Source organism: Spirillospora sp. CA-142024 (assembly GCF_050942325.1).
Taxonomy (GTDB): Bacteria; Actinomycetota; Actinomycetes; order Streptosporangiales; family Streptosporangiaceae; genus Spirillospora.
This window is the reverse complement of the sequence record NZ_CP192077.1, coordinates 3,250,950-3,276,327: the sequence shown is the minus strand read 5'-3', so window position 1 is coordinate 3,276,327 and position 25,378 is coordinate 3,250,950. Positions and strand designations below refer to the sequence as shown.

Sequence of the window (25,378 nt, the reverse complement as noted above, 5' to 3'; positions counted from 1 at the left end):
GCGCGCCGGAGGCGTCAGACGGGTTCGGGGGTCTCGCCCCGGGCGCGCAGGAGGGTCTGGAGCTCGGCGACCTGGCGGGCGGCGAGGGTCTTCTCGGCGCCGTTGATTCCCATCGCGCCGATGGAGGTGCCGTCGGCCAGGTCGAGGGTGGGCCAGGGCTCGCCGACGCTCATCGAGACGTCGACGACCTCGGGCCATTCGAGGCGGCGGGTGCGGAACGCGTTGACGACCGTGAGGCCGGCCTCGTCGGCGGCGACGCGGCAGCGGGCCAGCATGTGCAGGATCCACGCGATGAACGCGCCGAACGCGATCATCAGGATCCGGTCGAGCAGCTTGAACTGCGGCGCCACCACCACGGCGAGCACGACCATGCCGAGCACGATCACGCCCGCCGTGAGGTAGGCGACGAGCCGGGTGGTGCGGGGACGCCACACGGCCGGCAGCGCCGGAGTCTCAGTCAACGATCTTCGCGATGGGGATTTCGAGGATGTCGTGCGCGCCGGCCGCCTTCAGCGCCGGGATCAGCGTGTTGACGCCGCGCTTGGCGACCACCGACTCCACGGCGTTCGACTCGCCGCCGGCCAGCGAGGTGACCGTGGGCGACGCCATGGCGGGCATGATGTCCAGGACGTTCTGCAGGTCGGCCTGCGCGACGTTGAGCTTCAGCAGCACCTTGCCGCGCGCGCGGATCACGCCCTGCAGAAGAAGGGCGATGTCCTCCATCGCGGCCCGCTTCTCCGCGTCCTCGTAGGCCTCGCGGTTCGCGACCAGCTCTGTGTAGCTGGTCAGGAGCGTGTCGAGGATGCGCAGGCCGTTCTTGCGCAGCGACGAGCCGGTCTCGGTGAGGTCGACGATCGCGTCCACGATGTCGGGCACCTTCGCCTCGGTCGCGCCGTAGGACGGGACGACCGTGGCCTTCACGCCGTGCTTGTCGAGGAACCGCTTGGTCATCGCCGGGAACTCGGTGGAGATCCGGACGCCCTCCGGCAGGTCGGACACCGTCCGCCAGGGCGCGCCGTCCGGCACCGCCATGATCACCCGGACCGGGTTGGAGGTCGCCTTGGAGTACTTCAGCTCGCCGAGGCTGACGACGTCGGAGTCGGTCTCGGTGATCCAGTCGCGGCCGGTGATGCCGAGGTCGAAGAGCCCCTGTTCGAGGTAGGTCGGGATCTCCTGCGGCCGCAGGACGCGGACCCGGTCGATGCGGGGGTCGTCGATGGAGGCGCGGTAGTCGCGGTCCGACGCGCGCTGGACGGTGAGGTCCGCGGCGTCGAACAGCTGCATGGTCGCCTTCTCCAGCGAGCCCTTGGGCAGGACGAGTGACAGCACGAAATTGCCTTTCGGATGGGTGACGTACGGATACCCGGGTGGGTTCAGGAGCCCAGATGCTCCTTGCCTAGGAGCCCAGATGCTCCATGCCGTGCCCGGCGTGACCGTGATGCCGCAGACCTCGCAGGGTCAGTGCCGTGTCGAGTGCGGCCACAGTCGCCTCCCATCCCTTGTCCTCGGAGCTGCCCGGCAGCCCGCTGCGTTCCAGCGCCTGCTCAATGGTGTCACACGTGAGGACGCCGTTGCCCACCGGAGTCGACTCGTCGAGCGCGACACGGGTCACACCGGCGGTCATGGAGTCGCACACGTAGTCGAAATGGGCGGTCGCGCCCCGGATGACCGCGCCGAGGCAGACGACCGCGTCGAGGTCGCGGGCCATCTGCTGGGCGACCACGGGCAGTTCGAGCGCGCCGGCGACGCGGACCACGACGGGCTCGTCGATGCCGCACGCCTTCGCCGCGGCGAGCGCGCGCTCCAGCAGCCGGTCGGTGACCTGCTCGTGCCAGCGGGTGCAGACGACGCCGAGCGTTAGCCCGGCCGCGTCGACGGTGATGTCCTCCGGGCGCCCCGCGCCGCTCATGAGATCCCCTCGATCTGGTGTCCGAGACGGTCGCGCTTGACCGTCAGATAGCGCCGGTTGTGCTCGGTGACGATGACGGGCATGGACTCGCGTCCCCGCACCTCCACGCCGAACCCGTCCAGGCCCTTCAGCTTGTCCGGGTTGTTGGTGAGCACCCGCACCGAGCGTACGCCCAGCTCACGCAGCATGTGCGCGGCGTTGGAGTACTCGCGCGCGTCGGCGGGCAGCCCGAGTTCCAGGTTGGCGTCGACGGTGTCGGACCCGTTGTCCTGGAGCGCGTACGCCTGGAGCTTGGCGAGCAGGCCGATACCGCGGCCCTCGTGTCCGCGCAGGTACAGGACGATGCCGCGGCCCTCTTCGGCGATGCTCTCCATGGCGGCGTCCAGCTGGGTCCCGCAGTCGCAGCGCTCGGAGTGCAGGACGTCACCGGTGAGGCATTCCGAGTGCGCCCGGACCAGGACGTCCTCACCGTCGCCGATGTCCCCGAGCACCAGCGCGATGTGCTCGCCGCCGTCGATGGCGCTGGAGAAGCCGACCGCGCGCCACGTCCCGAACCGGTTGGGCAGGCGGGTCTCGACGACACGGGTGACCATCGCCTCGGTGCGCCTGCGGTACTCGGCGAGTTGTTCGATGGAGATGAGCTTGAGCCCGTGCTCCTTGGCGAAGATCTGGAGTTCGGGCAGGCGCGCCATGGTGCCGTCCTCGTTCACCACTTCGGCGAGGACGCCGGCCGGGGCGAGCCCGGCGAGCCGCGCGAGGTCGACGGCGGCCTCGGTGTGGCCGCGCCTCCGCAGGACGCCGCCGTCCCGGTAGCGGAGCGGGAAGACGTGGCCGGGCCGGACCAGGTCGCGCGGCTCGGACGCCGAGTCGCACAGCGTGCGGATCGTCTTGGCCCGGTCGGCGGCGGAGATGCCGGTGTCGACGCCGAGGCGGGCGTCCACGCTGACCGTGTACGCGGTGCGCATCCGCTCGGTGTTCTGCGCCGTCATCAGCGGGATCTGCAGCCGGTCGAGGTCGGCGCCCTCCATCGGGACGCAGATGACGCCGCTCGTGTAGCGGATCGTGAACGTCAGCAGCTCGGGCGTCGCCTTCGACGCCGCGAAGATGATGTCGCCCTCGTTCTCGCGGTCCTCGTCGTCGACGACCACGACGGCGCGTCCGGCCGCGATGTCCTCGACCGCCGACTCGATGGAGTCGAAGATCCCCGTGTCGTCGGTCCCCGTGCCGTCGAACGCCGTGCCCTCGAACACTGTGTCGTTGCCGCTCATGCGGTCACCGCCTTCTGCTTCGGGGCGCGCACGCCCCTGGACTCCCGGAGCCAGTTCCTGAACCCGGCCATCACCATCACGAAGAAGATCCCGTAGACCGCGCCGGAGACGTACAGCCCGGACTTGAGCGCCAGCGGCACTCCCACCAGGTCGACGAGCACCCAGACGATCCAGAAGTCGACCAGCGCGCGGCTCTGCGCGAACGTCGCGACCGCGCTGCCGACGAAGATGTACGCGTTCGCCCACGGCGACCAGGCGACCTTGAGCCAGTCGAGGTGGACGAACAGTTCTGCGACCACCGCCGTCCCGGCGAGGAGGGCGCCGATCAGCACGGCGCGTTCCTTCAGCGTCGCCTGCCGGACGAGTAGCCCGTGGCTCTTGCGCCGTCCACGCGTCCACATGACCCATCCGTAGAGCGCGAGACCGCAGAACAGCACCTGCTTGAGGGCGTTCCCCGGGGCGTGCGCGTGCAGCGACGCGGCGAGCAGGAGCAGAGCTCCGGCGAGCTGGACGGGCCACGTCCAGAGGGTCTTGCGCATGGCGAGCCAGACGACGGCGAGCGAGAGCACGTTGCCGGCGAGGTCGGTCCACAGAATGTGCTCGCCGAACACCTCGAAACTCGCGTTCAGCCAGTTCACGACCGGTCACCCAGCATGCGCTCGACGTACTTGGCGACGACGTCGACTTCGAGGTTCACCGGGTCGCCGGGCTTCTTGTGGCCGAGCGTGGTGAGCGCGAGCGTCGTCGGTATGAGGGCCACGCTGAACCGGTCGGCGCCGGCCTCCACGACCGTGAGGCTGATGCCGTCCACGGTGATGGAGCCCTTGTCGACCAGGTAGCGGCTCAGTTCCGGGGGCAGGGACACCGTGACCACGTCCCACCGCTCCCCCGGCTCGCGGGAGACGATCTCACCGACGCCGTCCACGTGCCCCTGGACCAGATGCCCGCCGAGCCGGTCGGACAGCCGCACGGGCCGTTCCAGGTTGACCTTGGAGCCGGGTTCCAGCGCGCCGAGGCTGGACTTGTCGAGGGTCTCCTTGATGGCGTCGGCGGTGAAGACCCCGTCCTTGACGTCCACCACGGTGAGACAGACGCCGTTGACCGCGATCGACGCGCCGTGGACGGCGTCCTCTGTGACGAGCGGTCCGCGGACCGTGAGCGCGACCGAGTCCCCCTGGGGGGCGATCGCGACGATCTCGCCGAGCTCCTCGACGATGCCGGTGAACATCTCCCGGGCCTCCCTGTTCAAGGCTCCGGGGGACGTACCGACGTCGGCGCACGCCCTTTGGCAAGGGCGTACCGCGCGCTGCCTCCCATCCGGACTTTCACCGTCGGTCCCGGAGTTCCACCGGGTCAACCGGCCGATGGCTTCGGCCGGGTCGCGGACTGTCACCGCCGGTTCGGAATTTCACCGACCCCGGAGCACGCGTTCATGCTTTGCCAACCAGTGTGCCATGCATTCCATTCCGCGCCCTTGTGACCATCGCCACGATCGGGGCCGCCGGACCGAAAGGTAGATACTTAAACGTTCAACGATCTTGGAGCCGGGGTAGATCACGGGACACAAGTGACGCATGACGACATTCCCCCTGGAGGCAGTCATGGACGTCGTCGCCCTCATCGCCCGCATCGTCTTCACGGCGATCTTCGTCGGTGCCGGTATCGGCCACCTCACCGCCACCGAGGCCATGGCCGGCTACGCGGCCGCGAAGAAACTCCCCATGGCCAAGCTCGCCGTCCAGGTCTCGGGCGTCTACATCCTGGTGGCGTCGGCCCTGCTCATCCTCGGGATCTGGCCTGACCTCGCGGCCATCGCCCTCGTCCCGTTCCTGCTCATCACCGCCTTCGTCTTCCACGACTTCTGGACGCAGGAGTCACCGGAGATGCGGCAGCAGGAGCAGATCCAGTTCAACAAGGACATCGCTCTGGCCGGCGGCGCGCTCGCCCTCTTCGTCCTCTACGCATCGGACGGGCACCCCGGCCTCACCCTGGTCGGCCCGCTCTTCACCTGACGACCCCCGCGCCGCCGCGGCCCGTGGTGACCGCCACCCTCCCGGCCCGGCGGCGCGGCCTCGCACCGCGGGCGGGTCTTGCCGGGAGCCGGGGGCGGGGTGAAACTTGTTTGCGGAAACCCCCGTCGCGGATCCGGGAAGGCCCATGGCCAAGTTGTCCTTGTCGCCCAAGATCTTCGAGGTTCTCGACTTCGGTACACCGTCCGCGGAACGCGACATTTCCCGGGGGCTTGAGAAGTACTTCGTGGAGTCCCCGGCCTACCAGCGGGTCCGGTCCGGGGCGAAGACGATCCTGATGGGCAACCGCGGGTCCGGGAAGAGCGCGATCTTCCAGGTGCTGGCGAAGCGGGAGCGCGCCGCAGGCAGCCACGTCATCGAGCTGTCGCCCGACGACTACTCCTACGAGCTGCTCAGTTCGACGATGGAGGCGGAGCACGCCGGCTCGTGGGCCAAGCAGGGCGCCTACGCCGCCGCCTGGAAATACCTGATCTACGTCCTCGTGATGAAGGCGCTGGCGCGCAAGGGGATGCGGCTGACCAAGGGCGGCGGCCGGGAGATCCACAACTACATCCGGGACAACCACGGCGCCCAGCAGCTCGGCACGCTGTCGCTGCTCGTGTCCTATCTGAAGCGGCTGGAGGCCATCAAGATCGGGCCGATCGAGGCCGGGCTGCGGACCCGGGAGCTGGACCGGCTCTACAAGCTGGAGGAGATCCAGAACCTGCTGCCGGCGCTGCGGAAGGTACTGGACACTCAGCGCGTGGTCGTGCTGGTGGACGAACTGGACCGCGGCTGGGACTCCTCCGAGGACGCCAAGGCGTTCGTGTCCGGGCTCTTCCAGGCGTGCGTCTCCATCAACGGACTGCACCGGAACCTGCGGGTCTACATCTCGCTGCGGCAGGAACTCTACGACGACATCCCCGCCCTCTACGAGGACGCGCAGAAGCACCGGGACCTGCTGGAGAAGATCTACTGGTCGGAGGAGTCGCTCCTCGAACTGATCGCCAAGCGGATCCGTCACTCGGCCCACGAGAAGGGCTTCGACGTCGACGCTTTGGAACGTGCCGGGGACCGGGCCTGCTGGTCGGCGGTCTTCGCCTCGCCGCCTCCGGGCACGGGGCGGGACGGGTCGTTCGGGTACATGGTCGACCGGACGCTGTACCGGCCGAGGGAGCTCATCCAGTTCTGCTCGGAGGCGCTGGAGCAGGCCAGAGGACGGGCCTCGAAGCTGCCGGTGCCGTACTCGGCGATCGAGCGGTCCGAGTACGGCTACTCCTCCGAGCGGACCAAGGACATCGCCGCCGAGTACCGCTCGCAGTACCCGGGCCTCCTGGGCGTCTTCGAGGTGTTCCGCAGCCGGCCGCACACCTTCGGCCGCGAGGAGCTGGAGCTGCTCTGCCTCGAACTGGCGTGCGGCGACATCCCGACCCGCGGGGCCGAGTCATGGCTGCCGTGGTGCGACCCGAACGAGCTCATCGAGATCCTGTGGCGGGCCGGGCTCCTCACCGCCCAGGCCGCCGCGAACGGCCGGTTCCTCGGCAGCCACCAGGTCCAGCACCTCAACCTCGCGGCCGCACGGCGCTTCCGCGTCCACGAGATGTTCCACGCCTCCCTCGGCATCGACGCGAACGGGGGCTGACGGCTCAGCCGGTGGCGAGGCGCAGCCCGCCGGTGGTGATCGTCACGCGGGTCAGGTCCCGCACGGCGTGGTGGGCCGCTCCCACGGACTCCGGCGGGTGGCTGGTGAGCACGGCCACCACGGTGGCGCCGGCCGCACGGCCCGCGGCTATGCCGGCGGGCGCGTCCTCAATGATCACGCAGGAGGCGGGGTCCACGCCGAGTCGCCGGGCCGCCTGGAGGTAGCCGGTCGGGTCCGGTTTGCCGTTGGGGACGTCATCGGCGGTCACGACGACGGACGGCAGGGACACGCCGGCCACGTCCGTACGCGTCTTCAACTGCGCCCTGTCCATGGACGTGACGAAGGCGTGAGGCAGGCCGTTCATGCTCGCCAGAAGGTCCATGGCGCCGGGAAGGGCGGTGATGCCGTCGGTGCCGATGTTCTCCAGGGCGTCCAGGCGAGCGGTGGCGTCGCGGACCTGATCCGCAGGCAGGAACTCGGCCACACGGTCACCGGTCGGGCGGCCGTGGGCGTCCGCCAGGAACTCGTCCGGGTCGATGCCGTATTCGGCGGCCCACTCGCGCGCCGCGCGCTCGATGAGGGGCGTCGAGTCGACGAGGGTGCCGTCCACGTCGAACAGGACGGCCGCGCAGGGGAGGATCACCAGTCCGCCTTCGCCGTCGCCTCTTCCGCCTGACCGCGGAGCCTGCGGACGGCCTCGGCCGGGTCGTCGGCCCCGTAGACGGCGCTGCCGGCGACGAACACGTCCGCTCCCGCGTCCGCGCAGCGCTCGATCGTCTCGGCGCTGACGCCGCCGTCGACCTGGAGCCAGATGGGCAGGTCGCGGCCCTTGATGAGCTCGCGGGCGCGGCGGACCTTCGGCAGGACGACGTCCAGGAACCTCTGGCCGCCGAAGCCGGGCTCGACGGTCATGAGGAGGAGCATGTCGATCTCGCCGAGGAGGTCTTCGAAGCCGTCCACCGGGGTGGCCGGGTTGACGCCCAGTCCCGCGCGCGCGCCGGCGGAGCGGATGGCGCGCAGGGTGCGGATGGGGGCCTTCGCGGCCTCGGCGTGGATGGTGACGCTCTTCGCTCCGGCCTCGGCGTACTCCGGGGCCCAGCGGTCTGGATCCTCGATCATCAGGTGGCAGTCGAGCGGCAGCGCGCTGTGCCTGAGCAGTGCCTGGACGACGGGCAGCCCCAGGGTGAGGTTCGGGACGAAGTGGTTGTCCATCACGTCGACGTGCACCCAGTCGGCGGAGTCGGCGATGCGCGCGACGTCCTCGGCCAGGCGGGCGAAGTCGGCGGACAGGATGCTGGGTGCGATCTGTGGAGCCATGATGCCCAGAGTCTATTGGCGCAGTTCGGCCCGATCTCCCCCCGGCCGGGTGAGCCCGGGGGTGGGACGGGCGGACAGGCGGAGCCGGACGAAGACCTCGGGTGCGCCGGCCGTGATCCACAGGGCGAGCAACGCCTGGACGACGAACGCCTGGACCACGTCGGTCCCGGCGAAGACGGCGATGACCGCCGCGCCGGCGAGGCCGACCGGGAGGCGCGCCAGGCGTTGCCAGGGCTTTCCGCCAGGCTCGAACCAGCCGCGGGCCGCGAGCACGGAGAAGCCCATGAGGGCGCCGCCCAGGGCGCCGGAGGCTTGGGCGGAGTCGGTCAGCGTGATGGGGCCGGTGACGCCTCCGGCCGCTCTGATCGCCTCCGCCCAGGCTCGTGGCCATTCCCAGTCTTGAAGTGGCTGTACCGCTCCCCAGGCCGCCGCCAGCAGGACCAGGGAGACCGCCAGGGAGAGAACCATCTGCACGGCCAGATGCCGGCGCGTCCACCACGGGACGACGATGGGCTCCAGCCCGAGGACGGCCACCAGGAGGACCAGGCCGACCCCCCAACCGGCCAGGACCTGACCGATCGAGTGGACGCCCAGGTAAACGCGGGAGACCCCGATCAGGACGATGATGGCGGCGGCGCCCGCCCACACTGCCCAGCGCCTCGTCTGGGCGGCGGAGAAGCCCCAGCCCGCGACGCCGTTCTGGGCGTGGCCGGACGGCATCCCGAAGGACGTGAGCGACTGCCTGCCCTTGATGCCGGGGTCCGTCCAGTACGGGCGAGGCGCGTGGAAGACCAGCTTGAGGAGCGAGTTCACGACGGCGCCGAACAGCAGGACGACCGCGGCCCGCGCGGCGAAGCGCGGCGCCACGCACCAGAACAGCGCCAGAAGCAGGGGGACGTAGAAGGCCGCGCTGCCCAGGTACGACACGAAGAGCATGAAGCCGGTCAGCACGGATCCCCCAGGGCTACGTGCGGCGCAGAAGGGCCAGGAACATCGCGTCCGTGCCGTGGCGGTGCGGCCAGAACTGCGCGTACGGGCCGTCCCCCATACCGGTGAGGCCCGGCGCGAGCTCGGTCAGGACCGCCGGCGCGTCGAGCCGTTCGACGTCCTCACGCTTGCGGAGGACGTCGTCCACCACCACACGGGTCTCGGCCAGGTGGGGTGAGCAGGTGACGTAGGCGACCACGCCTCCGGGCCGGACGGATTCCAGCGCCGTGGTGAGCAGGTCCCTTTGCAACGGACCGAGCTCGGCGACCGACTCGGGGCCTCGGCGCCAGCGCGCCTCGGGACGGCGGCGGAGCGCGCCGAGACCGGTGCAGGGCGCGTCCACCATGACCCGGTCGAAGGAGGCCGGGCGCCAGGCCGGGGCGGTGCCGTCGGCGGCGACCACGCCCGCCCGGTCGTCGACCGCGCGCCTGACGAGCCCGGCACGGTGCGGCTGGACGTCGGCTGCGAGAAGCCGTGCGTCCCGCTCGGTGGCAAGGGCCGACAGCAGGCCGGCCTTGCCGCCGGGGCCGGCGCAGAGGTCCGCCCACCGTGCGTCCGGGCCGTCCAGAGGAACCTTGGTCAGAGCCAGGGTGACCATCTGGCTGGCCTCGTCCTGGACGGCGGCGCGCCCATCCGCGATGGCGGCGATACCCGCCGGGTCGCCCTCGGCCAGAACCGCGGCGTAGGGCGAGTAAGGGGCAGGCTCCGCGCCCGCGTCGTAGAGCTCTTGGAGCGTGGCCCGGCCAGGGCGGGCGACCAAGGTCACACGTGGACGCGCGTTGTCGGCCGCGAGGAGTTCGCCGATCTCGTCCGGCCCGACGGCGTCCCGCAGGGCGGACACGATCCACTTCGGATGGCTGTGGGCCACCGACAGACGCGTCGTGGTGTCGGCGTCGGCGGGTGCCACGATCTCCAGCCAGGCGTCCATGTCGCGCGTCGCGACCTTGCGGAGCACCGCGTTGGCGAACTTGGCCTGGCCGGGGCCGGAGACCGAACGGGCCAGCTCCACGGTCGTCCCCACGGCGGCGTGCGGCGGGATGCGGGTGGAGAGGATCTGATGAGCGCCGAGGCGCAGCACGTCCAGGAGAGGCGCGTCGATGCGGCGCAGTTCGCGGTCGCTGCACAGCGCGAGCACCGCGTCGTAGGTCCCCCTGCCGCGCAGGGTCCCGTAGGTGAGCTCGGTGGCGAGGGCGGCGTCGCGTCCGGTCAGGCCCCGGTCGCGCAGACGCGCGGGCAGGAGAAGGTTCGCGTAGGCGTCGCGCGTCTCCACCGCCCGGATAACGTCGAACGCGGTGCGGCGCACGAGGTCCTGGGGCCGGCCCGTGTTTCGGGGACCGCCCGGCCTGCGGTTCTGGGTACGTCGGCGGTTACGGGCAGGCGGCATCAGTGCAGCGCGTCCTTACCGATGAGGTTGACGCCGCGGATCCAGTCGGCGGCGGCCATGCGGCGCTTGCCCTGCGGCTGCACCTCGCCCAGCGCGACGGGGTGCGTGGCGGTTCCCACCAGCACCTCGTTCTTCCCCGTGCTGATCTCGCCGGGCGACAGCTTGTCCGCGTCGGGCACCGGGCGCACGGGGCCCAGCTTGACCCGCGTCTCGCGGAAGTTCGTCCACGCGCCGGGTGCCGGTGTGCAAGCACGGACGAGGCGGTCGATGTGCAGAGCGGGACTCCCCCAGTCGACGTGGCCGTCCTCGGGCGTCAGCTTCGCCGCGTGGGACACGCCCTCGGTCGGCTGCGGGCGGGGGTCCAGGACACCCGCCTCGATGCCGTTCATGGTGTCCAGCAGGAGGCTAGCTCCGGCGACGGCCAGCCGGCCCAGCAGGTCGCCTGAAGTGTCGTCCGGCCGGATGGGCTCGGTGAGAACACCGTAGACGGGGCCGGTGTCCAGGCCCTCCTCGATCTGGAACGTGGCCGCGCCGGTCACGTCGTCGCCGTGCAGGATCGCGCGCTGCACGGGTGCGGCGCCGCGCCAGGCGGGCAGCAGCGAGAAGTGCAGGTTCACCCAGCCGTGCGCGGGGATGTCCAGGGCCTCGCGGGGCAGCAGCGCCCCGTAGGCGACGACGGGGCAGCAGTCGGGGGCGATCTCCCGGAGCCGGTCCAGGAACTCGGGGTCGCGGGCCTTGGCGGGCTTCAGCACCTCGACGCCCGCCTCGGCGGCGAGCGCGCCGACCGGGCTGGGGCTCAGCTGCCGTCCACGGCCCGAGCGCCCGTCGGGGCGGGTCACGACCGCCGCGACCTCGTGCGAGGACCCCAGGAGCGCCGTCAGGGCCGGGAGCGCGGTCTCCGGAGTACCGGCGAAGACTAGACGCACCTGCATCGCCCCCCGCCGCCCGCGTTCCCAGGTCGTGCCGCCGGACCGACGAGCCGCATCTAGATCGCCTTCCCGAGGGTGCGGTGCGGCGACTCCTTGACGACGGGGGCCGGGTCGCCGAACCACTCGGCCTCCCGGATCGCCTTCATCGCGGCCTTGCGCTGCTCCGGGTCCATCCGGTCGATGAAGATGATCCCGTCGAGGTGGTCGGTCTCGTGCTGGACGCACCGGGCCAGCAGGTCGGTGCCCTCCAGCGTGATCGGCTCACCGTGCATGTTGAAGCCCTTCGCCACCACCCCGACGGAGCGCGGCGTGGGGAACGCCAGGCCGGGCAGGGACAGGCAGCCCTCGTCGTCGGTCTCCTGCTCGTCCGACAGGTCGAGGGTCGGGTTCACCACGTGGCCGAGGCGGTCGTCCACGTAGTAGGTGAACACGCGCAGGCCCACGCCGAGCTGCGGCGCGGCGAGACCCGCGCCAGGGGCGTCGATCATCGTGTCGGTGAGGTCCTTGACGAGCTGGCGCAGCTCCTTGTCGAAGTCCTTCACCGGCTCTGCCGGCGTGCGCAGCACGGGGTCGCCGAAGAGGCGGATGGGCTTGACGGCCAACGAGGACTCCGTTTCCTGCGGGATTCGCTGAGAAGTGGGACGCTCCGTCCAGTCTACGGAGGCGGTTCCCTGAACAATCACGCCGTGTTCACACTTCCCGGTGCGCTCCTTCGTGCGCCGAGCGTGCCTTGTAAGCGGCGGTACGGGCCGCCTTCGCGGTCGCCCGGTCGGGATGGTGGGCGCCCAGAGCCTCCAGGACGTCGGCCACACCCGGGTGGTCGGTGCGCCACAACTCCTCGACCATGGCCTTCATCTCCGCCTCCGGCGGCGCGTCGACGAGGGCGGCCTCGACCGCCTCCTCGGGCTCGGCCGTCTCCAGCATCCCGGCGACCGTGTCCACGAACACCCAGAGGTACTCCTCGCGGCCCAGCTCCCGCCCGGACGGGTCGCCGGCGGCGTTCAGCCACATCGCGGCATAGGGCGACACGAGCGGATGCTCCCGGGCGGCCCGGACCACACCGGCCGCCTCCGGGCCGATGCGGTGCAGGACGGCGGCGGAGAGATTGCGGGCGCCCGGGCCTCCGGTCCGCATGACGTCCAGCAGGTCGGCGGCCGCGTCCTTGGGGTCGTGGGAGGCCAGCCAGCCGTCGATCTCCTCGTCGGCGGCGCCGGGCCGGTACCAGGTGAGCCCCGCGATCAGCGCCGAAGCGCGCGCGCCGGCCAGCTCGCCGATGACCGGGGCGGTGAAGCCGTCCGCGAGGAGCAGTTCCCTGACCGCCCACACGCCGAGCGGTGTCAGCGCACGTCCCGTGCCGGACGACTCGACGATGCCCCAGCCTTCCAGGGTCGCCAGCTCCAGGGACAACGCGTCCGGTACAAGGGCGGACATGGTGTCGGCGTCGGTGAGCTCGTACGCCTCCTCAACATGACCCAGCAGCGCCTCCGCCAAAGCCTCCGGCTCGGTCGGGTCCTCCTGCTCGTAGAGGTGGATGAGGACGCCGGTCATCTCGTTCTGGACGAGTTCCACCGCGTCCAAGCCGTCCGCATAGTCGTGCCCGGGCACGACCATCGCCTCGAACAACGGAAGCCAGGCGGCGAGCAGCGCGGCGTCGTCATCGGACTTGAGTCCTGGCAGAGCAGGACCTGAGGACGCTTTGCCGTGCTCGGCCGTGATGACGTTCGCCTCTACGGCGGCCCACCACAGCCGTTCCAGCTCACCCTCGTCCTCCATCTGCCCATGGCGCCGCGGAGCCTCCAGGCCGAGCGCGGCACGGGCGGCCTCGGCGTCGTCATCGGTCAGCGTGTCGTGCTCGGCGAGTGGCCGCTCGCCCGTCCAGCCGGCCAGGGCCAGCACCGCGACGGTCAGCCGGGAGCCGCGAGCCGCCTCCGCCAGTTCGGGGACGGGAGCCAGCCGGACGGGCGGGACGACCAGCTCCGCGGCCTGGCGCAGGTACTCCTCGGTGCGCGCGTAGCGCTCCTCCTCGGGCCGCGCCTCGAAGTCGCGCACCCAGGCGTCGACGGCGTCCTGGTCGTCCAGGGAGACGCCGTCGGCCTGCATCAGCCCGGCGATGACCTCGGCGGCCGCCTGCCGCTCCTCGCCGTCGAGTGCGGCGACGACCTCGGCGAACTCGGGCGCCGTCCGGTCGATCTCCGCCTCCAGGGCCCCGGCGTCCGCCTCGCCGACGGCGCCCGTGTCACGCACGTAGGCGACGATCCGGCGGAAGGCCTCCAGGATGGTGGGGACGTCGTCGCGCCCGGCGACCACGGACTCGGGGAAGACCTCCAGCAGCAGCTCGCGGACACCTTGCGGCGTCAGCGCCTCCGGGCCCGTGAGGTCCATCTCCTCATGCGCGAGGTCGAGCAGGATCCGGACACCCTGCTCGTCCAGTGTCTCGCCGCGTTCGTCCGCCCACCGCCGCAGGTCGCCCGCGGTGGTCTCCACCCAGTTGTCGGCCACCCGAGAACCCTATTGGTCAGATCAGCTCCAGGGGGTCGATCTGGACTCGTACGGTCTCGGTGGCCTTGCGCGCACTTCGCACCCCCTGGGCCTCCTTCAGCGCGCGCGCCAGGGCGTGTCCCGCCGCCCTGGGCACTCGTATCAGCGCGCGTTCCTTCTCCTGAGCTTCGGTGCCGGTCTGCGGGACGGGCACGGGCCCGAGGATCTCCGCTCCGTCGGGCAGCCGGGCGTCGGCCAGAAGCTCCCGTATCGCGGCGGGAGACGCGGTCAGCGACGCCATCCGCACCGCGGGCGGGAAACCCACCTCCTTGCGCTCGGCCAGCTCCCGCTCCGCGTAGGTGACCGGATCCCAGCGGACGAGCGCCTGGACGGCCGGCAGCGTCCCTTCGGCCGCCACGATCACCGGCCCCTGCGGGCGGACGAGCGACGCCGCGTTCATCCAGCGCCGCAGCGTCTCCTCCCCAGCGCGCAGGTCCGGCCGTCCGAGCAGCACCCACCCGTCGAGGAGCAGCGCGGCCGTGTACCCCTCTTCCGCGGGCGGCTCCGCCCCCGGTGTGGACACGACGAGCGCCCGTTCCGGGCCGGTCCGTTCGAGAACGGCGTCGCGCCCTGAGGTGCGCACCGGCACACCGGGGAAGGCCCTGCCCAGTTCCTCCGCCGTGCGCTTGGCCCCCACGACGACCGCACGCACCTGGAAGAAGCCGCATTCGGGGCAATGCCAGTCACCCGCGATGTGCCCGCACCAGCGGCAGTACGGGGCGGCGTGCGACGAGGCCAGCGCAAGCGGCCCCTGGCACGCCCGGCAGCGCGCCGGTGTACGGCATCGCCCGCACGCGATGCCCGGCACGTATCCGCGCCTGGGGACCTGCACGAGCACCGGGCCGTCCTCCAGCGCCTGCCTGGCCGCCTCGAACGCCACGTTCGGCAGGCGTGCCGTGCGGGCGGCGGCGTCGCGGGCGAGTTGCGCGTCCTCTCCCACGTACCGGACACGCGGCATCGCCGCCCGGACGTGGTCCCTGTCGGCGGCGAGCGTGTGGGCCCAGCCGGCCTCGACCAGCTGCGTGGCGTCGGTGGTCCGGGTGAAGCCGCCGATCAGCGCCCCGGCTCCCGCCCTGTGCGCACGCAGGGCGAGCACGTCACGGGGATGCGGGTACGGCGCGTGGGGCTCGGCATGGACGTCGTCCCCGTCGTCCCAGAGCACGACCAACCCGAGGTCGGTGACGGGCGCGAACATGGCCGCCCGGGTGCCGACGACCGCCCGCGCCGTCCCGCGCAGCACGGCCAGCCATCTGCGGTAGCGCTCGGCAGGGCCCAGCTCCGCCGTCAGGGCGACATGCGACCCCTCCCCCAGTTCCGCCTTGAGCGCCGCGTCGACCCGGGCCACGTCACGTCCATCGGCCACCACGACGAGTGCCCCGCGCCCGTTCTTCAACGTGACGGCGACGGCCCGCGCCATGGCCGCCGCCCAGCCGGGGCCTGGCAGGGACGTCCAGACCGCCCGCGGCGCCCGCCCTCCGGCCAGCGCGCTCAGGAACGACTCGCCCGCCGGATAGTCACGCCACGCGCCCGCATCGGCCGCCTCGATCTCGGCGGGTGCGGTGTCCGCCGCAGGCTCGGCCTCCACGCGCGCGTGCCGGGGCGGGACGGCCAGCCGCAGCACGTCCGCGAACGTGCCCGCGTACCGGTCGGCCACCTCCCGCACCAGCGCGGCGATCTCCGGAGTGAGGACGGGCTCGGACGAGGTGACCCGCTCCAGGAACAGCAGCTTGCCGTCGTGGCCGCTCTCGGCGACCCGCTCCAGCAGGAAGCCGTCGACGAGCTGGCCCGCGAAGCGCACCCGGACCCGGCAGCCGGGGACGGCCTTGGCGTCCATCTCCGCGGGCACCAGGTAGTCGAACGGACGATCCAGGTGCGGAAGCGACATGTCGACCGCGATCCGCGCGACCGGCCGCTCCCCGGCTGGACGACGCGCCCCCTTTTTCCCGGACTTGGCGGGCTTTCCGGTCTTCTTCGGCTTGTCCGCGGACGCCCGCGGGAGGTCGTCCAGCCCCGGAATCAGGTCCGTTCCCCCGCCGTCCTTCGTCACGTCCCCGTCCTACCAGATCAATCCGACAGCCGACCTCGCACGCTAGGGTTGGTCCGATTGAACGGGGGTGCGCATCCGCTCGTCCCTCGCGCGATGCCCTTCCGCGCCCCCGCCGTCCGACGAGCCCATGCAGGCGATGTGACCACTGCGCATACCCAAGAGCGGACGGACGCCCAGACCCGGTACGGGGCGTCTCGCCGTTCCACGAGCCCTTCGTCCGCCTCCAATTGGAGGAAGTGGGCACGCCACCCGGTGGTGGCCGCCACGCTCGCCGCGGGCGTCCTCCATCTGGCGTGGGCGCTCCTGCTCGCGACCGAGGGAGGCGACCTCGCGGCCCAGGCCGCGTGGACCGACTTCGCCTGGAAGCACCCGGACGCGGCGTACAGCTTCGCCTGGTACGGCGGGATGCACCCCGCCTCCTACAGCCTCATGTCCCCGTACCTGATGGCGCTGTTCGGCATCCGCACGGTCGCGGTGGTGACCGGCACGTTCTCGGCCACGCTGACCGCGTACCTGCTCAAGCGGTTCAGGGCCCCCGTCGCGTTGCCCGCGTCCCTCTGGGCCGCGTTCGCGCTGTCGTGCAACTCCGCCTCGGGCCGCGTCACGTTCGGCCTGGGGCTGATGTTCGCGCTCCTGGCGACGATCGTCGCGTTCACGCCGCGCGGCACCCCCGCCCTGCGCGCGGCGGGAATGGCCGGCCTCAGCGTGCTGGCCTCGCTCGCGAGCCCGGTCGCGGGCCTGTTCCTCCTGGTACTCGCCGCCGCGCTGTTCCTGACCGGCCGCCGCCGCGCCGGCGTCTGCGTCGCCGTCGGCATGCCGCTCGTCGTGGGGACGACGAGCCTGCTGTTCCCGTTCAGCGGCGTCCAGCCGATCTCGCTCACCGCGATCGTGCTGCCCGCCGTCACGAGCGTCGCCGCGATCCTGGTGTGCGCGCCGAAATCCTGGACGTTCGTCCGCGTCGGCGCCGGCGTCTACCTTGCCGGGATCGTGCTGACGTGGCTGATCCCCTCCCCCGTCGGCAGCAACGTCGAACGCCTCGCCCTGCTGTTCGGCGGGATGTTCCTGCTGTCGGCCGTCGCGCGCGCCCACGGCCGCCTCCGGATCGCCGTGCTCTCGCTGGCGTTCATCGTCACGGCGTCCTGGCAGGTGGTGAAGCCGGTCGACGACCTGATCCACACCGAGCCCGCCGGGGCCGCCGCCGATCACGCCCGCGGCCTCGTCTCCGAGCTCGACGCCCTGGGCGCGCGCGACTCGCGCATCGAGGTCGTGCCGCTGCGCTCGCACTGGGAGGCGGCCGGTCTCAGCCGGAAGTTCGTCCTGGCGCGCGGCTGGAACCGCCAGGTCGACGCGGAACGCCACGAGCTGTTCTACGAGAAGGGCGCGCTGACGCCGGGCTCCTACCGGGACTGGCTGCACGAGTGGGCCGTCCAGTACGTCGTCCTGCCCGCGCAGGAGGTCGACTGGTCGGCGCAGGACGAGGCCGCCATCGTGAAGGGCGGCCAGCCCTACCTCACGGAGATCTGGCGGGACGAGCACTGGCGCCTGTACCGCGTGGCGCAGCCCACGCCGCTGGTCGCCCCGCCCGCCTTCGTCCACAAGCTCAACGCCGGCGAGCTCGTCGTCGACGTGCCGTCCAAGGGGTCGGTGCTCGTACGGGTCTCGTGGTCGCCGTGGCTCAGCGCGACGGGCGTCAAAAGCTCTTCTCGGGGGGTCTGGGGGGTCGCCCCCCCAGAGGGAGACGCCTGCCTGGCGCGGGCGGGCGACTTCGTCCGGCTGGAGGCCCGCACCCCCGGCCGCTACACCATCGCCGCCCGCTACGGGCTGCACCGCGGCAACCACTGCGGTTCCTGACGCGCCGCACGACGAGAAGGGCCCCGGGGAACGTTCCCCGGGGCCCTTCTCAGCGAGGACGGGTCACAGACCGGCGGCGGAGGCCAGGTCCTTGGCGCGGTCCGTCGACTCCCACGAGAAGTCGGGCTCCTCGCGGCCGAAGTGCCCGTACGCGGCGGTCTTCTGGTAGATCGGGCGAAGCAGGTCCAGGTCGCGGACGATCGCGGCCGGACGCAGGTCGAAGACGTCGTCGATCGCCTTCTCGATCTTCTCGGGGGCGACCTTCTCGGTGCCGAACGTCTCCACGAACACGCCGACCGGGTGCGCCTTGCCGATCGCGTAGGCCACCTGGACCTCGGCGCGGTCGGCGAGCTGCGCGGCGACGATGTTCTTGGCGACCCAGCGCATCGCGTAGGCGGCGGACCGGTCGACCTTGGACGGGTCCTTGCCGGAGAACGCGCCGCCGCCGTGCCGGGCCATGCCGCCGTAGGTGTCGACGATGATCTTGCGGCCGGTGAGGCCGGCGTCGCCCATCGGGCCGCCGATCTCGAAGCGGCCGGTGGGGTTGACCAGCAGCCGGTAGCCGTCGATGTCGAGGTCGAACTGGGCGAGCACGGGGTCGACCACGTGCTCCTTCACGTCCGGGGCCAGCAGCTCCTTGAGGTCGATGTCGGGAGCGTGCTGGCTGGACACGACGACGGTGTCGAGGCGGACGCCGCGGACGCCGTCGTACTCGATGGTGACCTGGGTCTTGCCGTCCGGCCGCAGGTAGGGGACGTCGCCGCTCTTGCGGACGGCCGACAGCCGCTGCGCGAGCCGGTGCGCCAGCGTGATCGGCAGCGGCATCAGCTCGGGCGTCTCGTTGGTGGCGTAGCCGAACATCAGGCCCTGGTCGCCGGCGCCCTGCCGGTCCAGGTCGTCGACGCCCTCGCCCTCGCGGGTCTCGTAGGCGTCGTCGACGCCCTGCGCGATGTCGGGCGACTGCGCGCCGATGGACACCGACACGCCGCAGGAGTGGCCGTCGAAGCCCTTCTTGGACGAGTCGTAGCCGATCTCCAGGATCTTCTCCCGGATCACGCCCGGGATGTCCACATAGGTCTCGGTGGTGACCTCACCGGCCACATGCACCTGACCCGTCGTGATCATCGTCTCGACGGCGACCCGGCTCTTCGGGTCGTCCTTGAGCATCGAGTCGAGGATCGCGTCGCTGATCTGGTCCGCGATCTTGTCCGGGTGTCCTTCGGTCACGGACTCGGAGGTGAACAGGCGGCGAGACACGTACGTGAACTCCTTGCAGCGGCTGCTGACTGACGTCGCAGGACGGATTCTTGGTCGAGTTCGGCAAGGGACGCCGCCCCTCGCCTGGGTTCCCCACGGATGTTAGGGCCAGAAGTCTAGCGGGATCATTTCCGGACGACGCCATGGTCAGTCCGGGGAAGGGGGTCGCAGGCGCGCCGCGACCAGATCCCACACGATCTCGGCGAGCGCCTCCTTGGCGCCGCGCGGCACCTCGGTGTGCGAGCCGTCCGCGCCGAGGATCACCGCGGCGTTGTCGGGGCGGCCGAAGACGAGGTCCTCGCCCACCTGGTTGACGACGAGGAGGTCGCTGCCCTTGCGGGCGAGCTTGGCCCGGCCGTTGGCGAGCACGTCGTCGGTCTCGGCCGCGAAACCGACGATCACCTGCCCGGCCGGGCGGTTCCCGCCCAGTTCGGCCAGGATGTCGGGGTTCTTGACGAGCCGGATCGGCTCCGGCTCCGCCCCCTCGGTCTTCTTGATCTTCGAGTCGCGGTAGCCGGCCGGCCGGAAGTCGGCGACGGCCGCGGCCATGACGACCGCGTCGGCGGAGGCGGCCGCCGACACGACGGCCTTGTGCATCTCCTCGGCCGACCCGACGGCGACGATCTCCGCCCCGGCCGGGTCGGGCAGCGCGACGTTCGCGGAGACGAGCGTCACACGGGCGCCGCGGGTCACGGCCGTCCGGGCGAGGGCGTAGCCCTGCAGGCCGGACGAGCGGTTCCCGATGAACCGGACGGGGTCGATGGCCTCCCGGGTGCCGCCGGCGGAGACGACCACGTGCCGTCCTGCGAGGTCGCGGGCGCCGCCGCGGGCGAGGACGTGCCGGGCCACCTCGAACAGCTCGGCCGGATCGGGCAGCCGCCCGGGCCCGGTGTCCTTGCCGGTGAGGCGCCCGGACGCGGGCTCGACGACGATCGCGCCGCGGTCCCGCAGCGTCGCGACGTTCGCCTGCGTCGCCGGGTGCTGCCACATCTCGGTGTGCATCGCGGGCGCGAACACGACCGGGCACCGCGCGGTGAGCAGGGTGTTGGTGAGCAGGTCGTCGGCGAGGCCGTGCGCCGCCTTGGCGAGCAGGTCGGCCGTGGCGGGCGCGACGAACACGAGGTCGGCGTTCTGCCCGAGCCGGACGTGCGGCACGTCGGCGACGCCGTCCCACACCTGCGCCGAGACCGGTCTGCCCGACAGGGCGGCCCAGGTCGGCTCGCCGACGAAGCGCAGCGCGTCCGCGGTCGGGACGACGGTGACGTCGTGACCCGACTCGGTGAGCCGCCGCAGCAGCTCGCACGCCTTGTACGCGGCGATCCCGGCGCTCACGCCGAGTACGACGCGCGGCTTGGGCGATGTCATGAGGCCACGATCCCATCACGCGCCGGACGGGCGCGCCCCGGGGGTCTGGGGTGTCCCCAGAGAACACTGCGGGCATGGGCGAAGGCGGCCGCAGGCCGACGAGCAGCGTCGGCCGCCTCGGGGTGGGGGCGTCCCCCAGAGAACATTGCGGGCATAGGCGAAGGCGGCCGCGGGCCGGCGGGGTGCGCCGGCCGGCCGGTTCTCAGCCCTCGATGGGCTCGGCGTTCAGGAGGCCCTCGCGCGTCTCGCGGAGCGCGATCGACAGGGGCTTCTCCTGCACCTGCGTCTCGACGAGCGGGCCGACGTACTCCAGCAGGCCCTCGCCCAGCTGGGCGTAGTAGGCGTTGATCTGCCGGGCGCGCTTGGCCGCGATGCTCACGAGGCCGTACTTGGTGTCGACGACTTCGAGGAGCTCGTCGATCGACGGGTTGGTGATGCCCTCATTGCTGGCTGCCACTCGGTGGCCTTCCACTGGTAGGTCGCTTATTGCACAGCCATCAAGGTTAGCAGCTCATCGCAGACGTCCTGGACGGACGTGTTGACGAGTGTGACGTCGAACTCCTTCTCGGCGGCGAGTTCGACGCGGGCCGCTTCGAGCCGGCGCTCGATGACCTCGGGGGGCTCGGTGCCGCGGCCGGTGAGGCGGCGGACGAGTTCCTCCCAGCTCGGGGGAGCGAGGAAGACGAGCTGCGCCTCGGCCATGGACCGCCGGACCTGCCGGGCGCCCTGGAGGTCGATCTCCAGCAGCACCGGCTCTCCCCCGGCGAGGCGCTCCTCGACGGGCCGGCGCGGGGTGCCGTAGCGGTTGCCCGCGAACTCGGCCCATTCGAGGAGTTCCCCTTCGGCGACGAGCCGGTCGAAACCGGCGTCGTCGACGAAGAAGTACTGCACGCCATCGGTCTCACCCGGGCGGGGGGCCCGGGTGGTCACCGAGACCGACAGCCACACCCGGGGGTGTGAGCGCCGGATCTCGGCGACGACCGTGCTCTTGCCGACGCCCGACGGCCCGGACAGGACCGTCAGCCGCCGCGCGAGCGGGTCAGGCGTTCTGGAGCCCTCCGGCGCAGCGATGGGTGCGCCGGAGCCGGACGGGATGGTGCCGGGCCCGGGTCGCCCCGAGCCGGCCGCGGCGGCCTGGCCGCCGCGCCCGCCCGAGAGTCGCGCGTCAGCGGTTCGCACTTCCGCCGAACTCACGCTCCAGGGATGCGCGCTGGTTCGCGCCGAGGCCCCGCACACGGCGGGACTCGGCGATGCCCAGGCGCTCCATGATCTGCTTTGCGCGGACCTTGCCCACACCGGGCAGGGATTCCAGGAGGGCCGACACCTTCATCTTTCCGATGACGTCGTCGGACTGACCCTCTTTGAGAACCTCGGCGAGCGAGGTTCCCCCGTGCTTGAGCCGGTTCTTAACCTCGGCCCGCTCCTTGCGAGCCTTGGCAGCCTTCTCCAGGGCTGCGGCGCGCTGTTCGGGGGTTAGGGGCGGAAGAGCCACGCCGGGTCACCTCAGGTTTCCACTCGACGGAGTCGGACGGGTTGGGAAACTAGCGAGTTCACCGCCCATAAGGCAACGTGAAGTGCCGTTTAGCCCGCCATAAATTCACGATTATCACTCCTCGGAGTGTCCTGAATACAGAGTGTACACAAAGTCGGGCCCGCCGACGGCGCATCCCCCTGCCTTGCTGGGACTTTCGCATGATCGTGAAAATCCCCCCTTTCCGACCCCATATGCGGCACTCCATGCCGGTTCGCCGCGGCGGTTCGCACCCCCGCGCGGCGGTCCCGCCGCGACGCCGGAACCGCTCCGGCGCCCTCCGCCGGAGACCCCGTGTGAGGTCTCCCACAAATGATCCCGACCGAGTGACTCTCGTCACGCCGCGCCGTTCAGCACGTCGCCCCGGCACCGTTACTGCCATCCTCGACAACACACCGCCAAGATCACCCGCATCGCCCGGAGGACCCCCCCACCGCACCAGCTCCCCGGCCGCCCGCCGCCAGGGCACCGTCATGGACGCGGAACCGCCGGCCGTGCCGCCGGAGACCGGGGCCGGCCCGGAATCGCCACTCCGCGTGAACGAGTTCGCCGTCCGGCACGTATCGAATGCGACGGACCCGGGTCCCCGCATTCGCATGCGACTAAAACCACAAAGCGCGATCCCGCGCGCCCGAGAACACCCACGGCTCGAAAAGTTTCGCAGAAAGCAGATCTGTGCGGGCACGTCCCAATGGCCGTCCGGCGGACGGCCCGGCGAGCGGTCAGGCGGTGCCCGCGGAAGTGCGGCGGAGGGCGGCCGCGATGGCCGCCGCGGCGGCGCCCGGGTCGGGGGCGCCGGTGATGGGGCGGCCGATGACCAGCAGGTCGGCGCCCGCCGCCAAGGCGTCCTCGGGGGTGGCGACGCGGGCCTGGTCCTGGTTGCCCGAGCCCGCGGGGCGGACCCCGGGCGTGATGAGCGTGATGTCCGGTCCGACCTCGGCGCGGACGGCGGCGGCCTCCTGCGGGGAGCACACCAGCGCCTGAGCGCCCGCGTCGACGGCGAGGACGGCCAGCCGGCGGACGGCGTCCAGGGCGGGCCCCGCGAGGCCGAGAGCGGTGAGATCGGCCTCGCCGAGCGACGTCAGGACCGTCACAGCGGCGATCTTGGTGGCCGGGACGGCCTCGACCGCCGCGCGGATCATCGCGGGGCCGCCGGCGGCGTGCACGGTCAGGTAGGACGGCTTCAGGCGCGCCACGGCCCGTGCGGCGCCGCGCACCGTGGCGGGGATGTCGTGCAGCTTGAGGTCCAGGAAGACCTGGACGCGGCTGGCGCCCCGGACGCTGGCGACGACGTCCGGTCCGTACCGCAGGTACAGCTCCAGGCCCACCTTGACGGTGGAGACGTGCGGCGTGACCAGGGTGGCCCAGCGCGCGGCCGTCTCCAGGTCGGGCGCGTCCAGCGCGACGGCGATGGGGGCGGCGGTCACAGCTTCTCCTTCTCGGGCTCTTGCGGGCGCACCTGGGGCGGGACGTACCCGGCGGGCTTGTGCGCGAGGCCCACGGCGTCGGCGAGCCGGCCGATGCGGCGGGCCGCGAGGGCCTCCTCCAGCTCGCGCAGGACGCGCGGCCCGGCCGTGGGGTCGTGGAAGACGGCGGTGCCGACGGCGACGGCGGACGCCCCGGCGAGGATGAACTCCAGGGCGTCCAGGCCGGTGGCGATGCCGCCGACGCCGATGATGGGCGTGGTGGGCAGGGCGGCGTGCACCTGGTAGACGCAGCGCACCGCGATCGGCCGGATGGCGGGCCCGGACAGGCCGCCGGACACTCCGGTGAGGGCGGGACGCAGCGTCCCGGGGTCGATCGCCATGGCCTCCATGGTGTTGATCAGGGTGAGGCCGTCGGCGCCCGCGTCGACGCAGGCGAGCGCGATCGTGGCGATGTCGGTCACGTCGGGCGCGAGCTTGGCGAAGACGGGAACGCCGGGCCGGGCGTGGTCGCGGACCGCGCGGACGACGGACGCGGCGGCCGCCGGATGCCAGGCGAACATGCGGCCGCGGTCCTCGACGTTCGGGCAGGCGATGTTGACCTCGATGCCGGCGATGCCGGGGACGTGCCGGAGACGCCGCGCCAGGTCGCCGTACTCCTCGACGCTGTTGCCGGCGACGGACACGATCGTGCGGACGTCCTGCTCGATGAGCCAGGGCAGGTCGCGTTCGAGGAAGGTCTCCACGCCGGGCCCGGGGAGGCCCATGGCGGTGAGGAGGCCGCTGGGGGTCTCGGTCACGCGTGGTGTGGGCCGTCCCGCGCGCGCTTGGGCCATGACGGACGTGGTGACGAACGCGCCGAGGCGGGTGAGGTCGAAGAACTGGGCGAGCTCTCGTCCCGTGCCACCGCACCCAGAGGCCGTGAGGACGGGATTGGGCAGCTCCAGGGGACCGAGTGCGGTCCTGACCCGGTCGCTCACTGCGGGCCCCCTTCGGAGACGCTCAGGACGCGCGGCGCGCCGAGGGCGTCGAACGGGATGGTTCCGAGGTCGCCCCAGCGGACCCGGTCGCCGCGCAGGACGGGGCCGTCCGCGCAGGCGCGGATCATGCGGGTCACGCCGTCCTCGCCATGGACGGGCAGCATGCACGTCATGCACACGCCGATGCCGCACGCGCCGGTCCGCTGCAGGAACTCCTCGACCGACACCTGGGAGGGCAGCCCGAAGTCGCCGGCGATCTGGGTGACCGAGCGGAGCAGGCTCGTGGGGCCGCAGCCGTAGACGACGTCGGCGCCCGTCTCCTCGATGACGCGGGGCAGGACGTCGCGGACGGTGCCCTTCTCCCCCATCGACCCGTCCTCGGTGACGACGGCCGAGCTGTCGCCGATGCGCTGGGCCATGCGGGAGCCGAACACCTGCCGGGCGGACGTCCCGGCGAGCACGAAGTGCACCTGGCAGCCGCGGCGCAGCAGCGAGTCGGCGAGCGCGAACACGGCGGCGCCGCCCGGGCCGCCGCCGGCGAGCACGCACGTCACCGGGTCGCGGGGCAGCCGGAACGGTCGGCCGAGCGGCCCGACGAGGTCGATCTGGTCGCGGGAGCGGCGGCCGGCGAGCCAGCCCGTGCCGGGCTCGGTGTCGGCGAACACCAGCTCGACGGTGCCGCCGTAGTCGGACTTGACCTCGTGCACCCCGAAGCAGCGGCGGACCAGGCGGGACGTGTGCTCGCCGCCGACGGCGAGCGCCACGAACTGGCCGGGCCTGAACCGCTCGGCGATGGCCGGGGCCACCAGCGTCATCGCGTGGTAGTCCTGCACCTGGCGGACCGTCAGAACCGTCGCCGACGTCTGCACCGGTGTGTCGGACACCCGTCTCCCTCTCCTCGTCGCGTGCGCCGGGCGGGCCGGGCGGCGCGGAGCCCGCC

Annotated in this window: 25 protein-coding genes and 1 riboswitch; of the genes, 3 read left to right on the top strand and 22 right to left on the bottom strand. The window is 72.0% G+C overall.

From position 1 onward, the window contains the following. Nucleotides 1-14: 14 nt before the first annotated feature. From ACQPZP_RS15905 to ACQPZP_RS15880, 6 genes are all read right to left on the bottom strand, one after another. Nucleotides 15-461 carry a PH domain-containing protein gene (locus ACQPZP_RS15905; RefSeq protein WP_433478380.1) on the bottom strand — a complete coding sequence of 149 codons (447 nt, stop codon included), beginning with the start codon at nucleotides 459-461 and terminating at the stop codon, nucleotides 15-17. After that, a complete protein-coding gene (gene hisG, locus ACQPZP_RS15900; RefSeq protein WP_433478379.1) occupies nucleotides 454-1,329 on the bottom strand; it encodes an ATP phosphoribosyltransferase in 876 nt (291 codons plus the stop codon). Before hisG ends, ACQPZP_RS15905 begins: the two co-directional genes overlap by 8 nt. Before the next feature lie 67 nt (nucleotides 1,330-1,396). Then, nucleotides 1,397-1,909 carry a 6,7-dimethyl-8-ribityllumazine synthase gene (gene ribH, locus ACQPZP_RS15895; RefSeq protein WP_433478378.1) on the bottom strand — a complete coding sequence of 171 codons (513 nt, stop codon included), beginning with the start codon at nucleotides 1,907-1,909 and terminating at the stop codon, nucleotides 1,397-1,399. Next, nucleotides 1,906-3,177 (bottom strand): bifunctional 3,4-dihydroxy-2-butanone-4-phosphate synthase/GTP cyclohydrolase II, encoded by a 1,272-nt coding sequence (locus ACQPZP_RS15890; protein WP_433478377.1) that lies wholly within the window; start codon nucleotides 3,175-3,177, stop codon nucleotides 1,906-1,908. The genes ribH and ACQPZP_RS15890 overlap by 4 nt, the downstream gene beginning before the upstream one ends. Beyond that, a complete protein-coding gene (locus ACQPZP_RS15885; protein ID WP_433478376.1) occupies nucleotides 3,174-3,815 on the bottom strand; it encodes a nicotinamide mononucleotide transporter family protein in 642 nt (213 codons plus the stop codon). The genes ACQPZP_RS15890 and ACQPZP_RS15885 overlap by 4 nt, the downstream gene beginning before the upstream one ends. Continuing rightward, on the bottom strand, nucleotides 3,812-4,405 hold the full coding sequence (locus tag ACQPZP_RS15880; protein ID WP_433479617.1) for a riboflavin synthase: 594 nt from the start codon (nucleotides 4,403-4,405) through the stop codon (nucleotides 3,812-3,814). The genes ACQPZP_RS15885 and ACQPZP_RS15880 overlap by 4 nt, the downstream gene beginning before the upstream one ends. Nucleotides 4,406-4,476: 71 nt before the next feature. Beyond that, nucleotides 4,477-4,607, bottom strand: a riboswitch (FMN riboswitch). A gap of 144 nt (nucleotides 4,608-4,751) precedes the next feature. Here ACQPZP_RS15880 and ACQPZP_RS15875 point away from each other — a divergent pair. Together ACQPZP_RS15875 and ACQPZP_RS15870 are read left to right on the top strand one after the other, a co-directional pair. Continuing rightward, a complete protein-coding gene (locus tag ACQPZP_RS15875; RefSeq protein ID WP_433478375.1) occupies nucleotides 4,752-5,189 on the top strand; it encodes a DoxX family protein in 438 nt (145 codons plus the stop codon). Between the two features lie 145 nt (nucleotides 5,190-5,334). Next, a complete protein-coding gene (locus ACQPZP_RS15870) occupies nucleotides 5,335-6,828 on the top strand; it encodes a P-loop ATPase, Sll1717 family (protein WP_433478374.1) in 1,494 nt (497 codons plus the stop codon). Between the two features lie 4 nt (nucleotides 6,829-6,832). Here ACQPZP_RS15870 and ACQPZP_RS15865 read toward each other — a convergent pair whose 3' ends face one another. From ACQPZP_RS15865 to ACQPZP_RS15830, 8 genes are all read right to left on the bottom strand, one after another. Next, nucleotides 6,833-7,471 (bottom strand): HAD-IA family hydrolase, encoded by a 639-nt coding sequence (locus tag ACQPZP_RS15865; protein WP_433478373.1) that lies wholly within the window; start codon nucleotides 7,469-7,471, stop codon nucleotides 6,833-6,835. Beyond that, on the bottom strand, nucleotides 7,468-8,145 hold the full coding sequence (gene rpe, locus ACQPZP_RS15860) for a ribulose-phosphate 3-epimerase (protein ID WP_433478372.1): 678 nt from the start codon (nucleotides 8,143-8,145) through the stop codon (nucleotides 7,468-7,470). Before rpe ends, ACQPZP_RS15865 begins: the two co-directional genes overlap by 4 nt. A 12-nt stretch (nucleotides 8,146-8,157) precedes the next feature. After that, the gene (locus ACQPZP_RS15855; protein ID WP_433478371.1) at nucleotides 8,158-9,096 is read right to left on the bottom strand and encodes a phosphatase PAP2 family protein; all 939 of its coding nucleotides are present in this window, start codon (nucleotides 9,094-9,096) and stop codon (nucleotides 8,158-8,160) included. Between the two features lie 13 nt (nucleotides 9,097-9,109). Continuing rightward, nucleotides 9,110-10,516, bottom strand: coding sequence for an RsmB/NOP family class I SAM-dependent RNA methyltransferase (locus ACQPZP_RS15850; protein WP_433478370.1), 1,407 nt, complete (start codon nucleotides 10,514-10,516; stop codon nucleotides 9,110-9,112). Continuing rightward, nucleotides 10,516-11,442: a methionyl-tRNA formyltransferase gene (gene fmt, locus ACQPZP_RS15845; RefSeq protein WP_433479616.1), complete on the bottom strand. Its 927-nt coding sequence runs from the start codon at nucleotides 11,440-11,442 to the stop codon at nucleotides 10,516-10,518. Before fmt ends, ACQPZP_RS15850 begins: the two co-directional genes overlap by 1 nt. Nucleotides 11,443-11,501: 59 nt before the next feature. Further along, nucleotides 11,502-12,047 (bottom strand): peptide deformylase, encoded by a 546-nt coding sequence (gene def / locus ACQPZP_RS15840; protein WP_433478369.1) that lies wholly within the window; start codon nucleotides 12,045-12,047, stop codon nucleotides 11,502-11,504. An 88-nt stretch (nucleotides 12,048-12,135) separates the two neighbouring features. After that, a complete protein-coding gene (locus ACQPZP_RS15835; protein ID WP_433478368.1) occupies nucleotides 12,136-13,944 on the bottom strand; it encodes a hypothetical protein in 1,809 nt (602 codons plus the stop codon). A 16-nt stretch (nucleotides 13,945-13,960) separates the two neighbouring features. Further along, the gene (locus tag ACQPZP_RS15830; protein ID WP_433478367.1) at nucleotides 13,961-16,030 is read right to left on the bottom strand and encodes a primosomal protein N'; all 2,070 of its coding nucleotides are present in this window, start codon (nucleotides 16,028-16,030) and stop codon (nucleotides 13,961-13,963) included. Between the two features lie 255 nt (nucleotides 16,031-16,285). Between ACQPZP_RS15830 and ACQPZP_RS15825 the strand changes: the two genes are divergently transcribed. Beyond that, a complete protein-coding gene (locus ACQPZP_RS15825) occupies nucleotides 16,286-17,881 on the top strand; it encodes an MFS transporter (RefSeq protein WP_433478366.1) in 1,596 nt (531 codons plus the stop codon). Between the two features lie 63 nt (nucleotides 17,882-17,944). On the opposite strand, the gene metK is transcribed toward ACQPZP_RS15825, so the two are convergent. The 8 genes from metK to ACQPZP_RS15785 form a co-directional block, all read right to left on the bottom strand. Next, nucleotides 17,945-19,138, bottom strand: coding sequence for a methionine adenosyltransferase (gene metK / locus ACQPZP_RS15820; protein ID WP_433468517.1), 1,194 nt, complete (start codon nucleotides 19,136-19,138; stop codon nucleotides 17,945-17,947). Nucleotides 19,139-19,285: 147 nt separating this feature from the next. Beyond that, complete coding sequence (gene coaBC / locus ACQPZP_RS15815) at nucleotides 19,286-20,503, bottom strand: bifunctional phosphopantothenoylcysteine decarboxylase/phosphopantothenate--cysteine ligase CoaBC (RefSeq protein WP_433478365.1); 1,218 nt, start codon at nucleotides 20,501-20,503, stop codon at nucleotides 19,286-19,288. Nucleotides 20,504-20,705: 202 nt separating this feature from the next. After that, entirely contained in the window at nucleotides 20,706-20,960 is a 255-nt protein-coding gene (gene rpoZ / locus ACQPZP_RS15810) for a DNA-directed RNA polymerase subunit omega (protein WP_021597645.1), read from the bottom strand. Between the two features lie 26 nt (nucleotides 20,961-20,986). Beyond that, on the bottom strand, nucleotides 20,987-21,574 hold the full coding sequence (gene gmk / locus ACQPZP_RS15805) for a guanylate kinase (protein ID WP_433479615.1): 588 nt from the start codon (nucleotides 21,572-21,574) through the stop codon (nucleotides 20,987-20,989). 94 nt (nucleotides 21,575-21,668) lie between these two features. Next, entirely contained in the window at nucleotides 21,669-21,995 is a 327-nt protein-coding gene (gene mihF / locus ACQPZP_RS15800) for an integration host factor, actinobacterial type (protein WP_026405770.1), read from the bottom strand. 761 nt (nucleotides 21,996-22,756) lie between these two features. Beyond that, nucleotides 22,757-23,461 carry an orotidine-5'-phosphate decarboxylase gene (pyrF, locus tag ACQPZP_RS15795; protein ID WP_433478364.1) on the bottom strand — a complete coding sequence of 235 codons (705 nt, stop codon included), beginning with the start codon at nucleotides 23,459-23,461 and terminating at the stop codon, nucleotides 22,757-22,759. Beyond that, complete coding sequence (locus tag ACQPZP_RS15790; RefSeq protein WP_433478363.1) at nucleotides 23,458-24,438, bottom strand: dihydroorotate dehydrogenase; 981 nt, start codon at nucleotides 24,436-24,438, stop codon at nucleotides 23,458-23,460. The genes pyrF and ACQPZP_RS15790 overlap by 4 nt, the downstream gene beginning before the upstream one ends. After that, entirely contained in the window at nucleotides 24,435-25,322 is an 888-nt protein-coding gene (locus tag ACQPZP_RS15785) for a dihydroorotate dehydrogenase electron transfer subunit (RefSeq protein WP_433478362.1), read from the bottom strand. Before ACQPZP_RS15785 ends, ACQPZP_RS15790 begins: the two co-directional genes overlap by 4 nt. Nucleotides 25,323-25,378 lie beyond the last annotated feature (56 nt).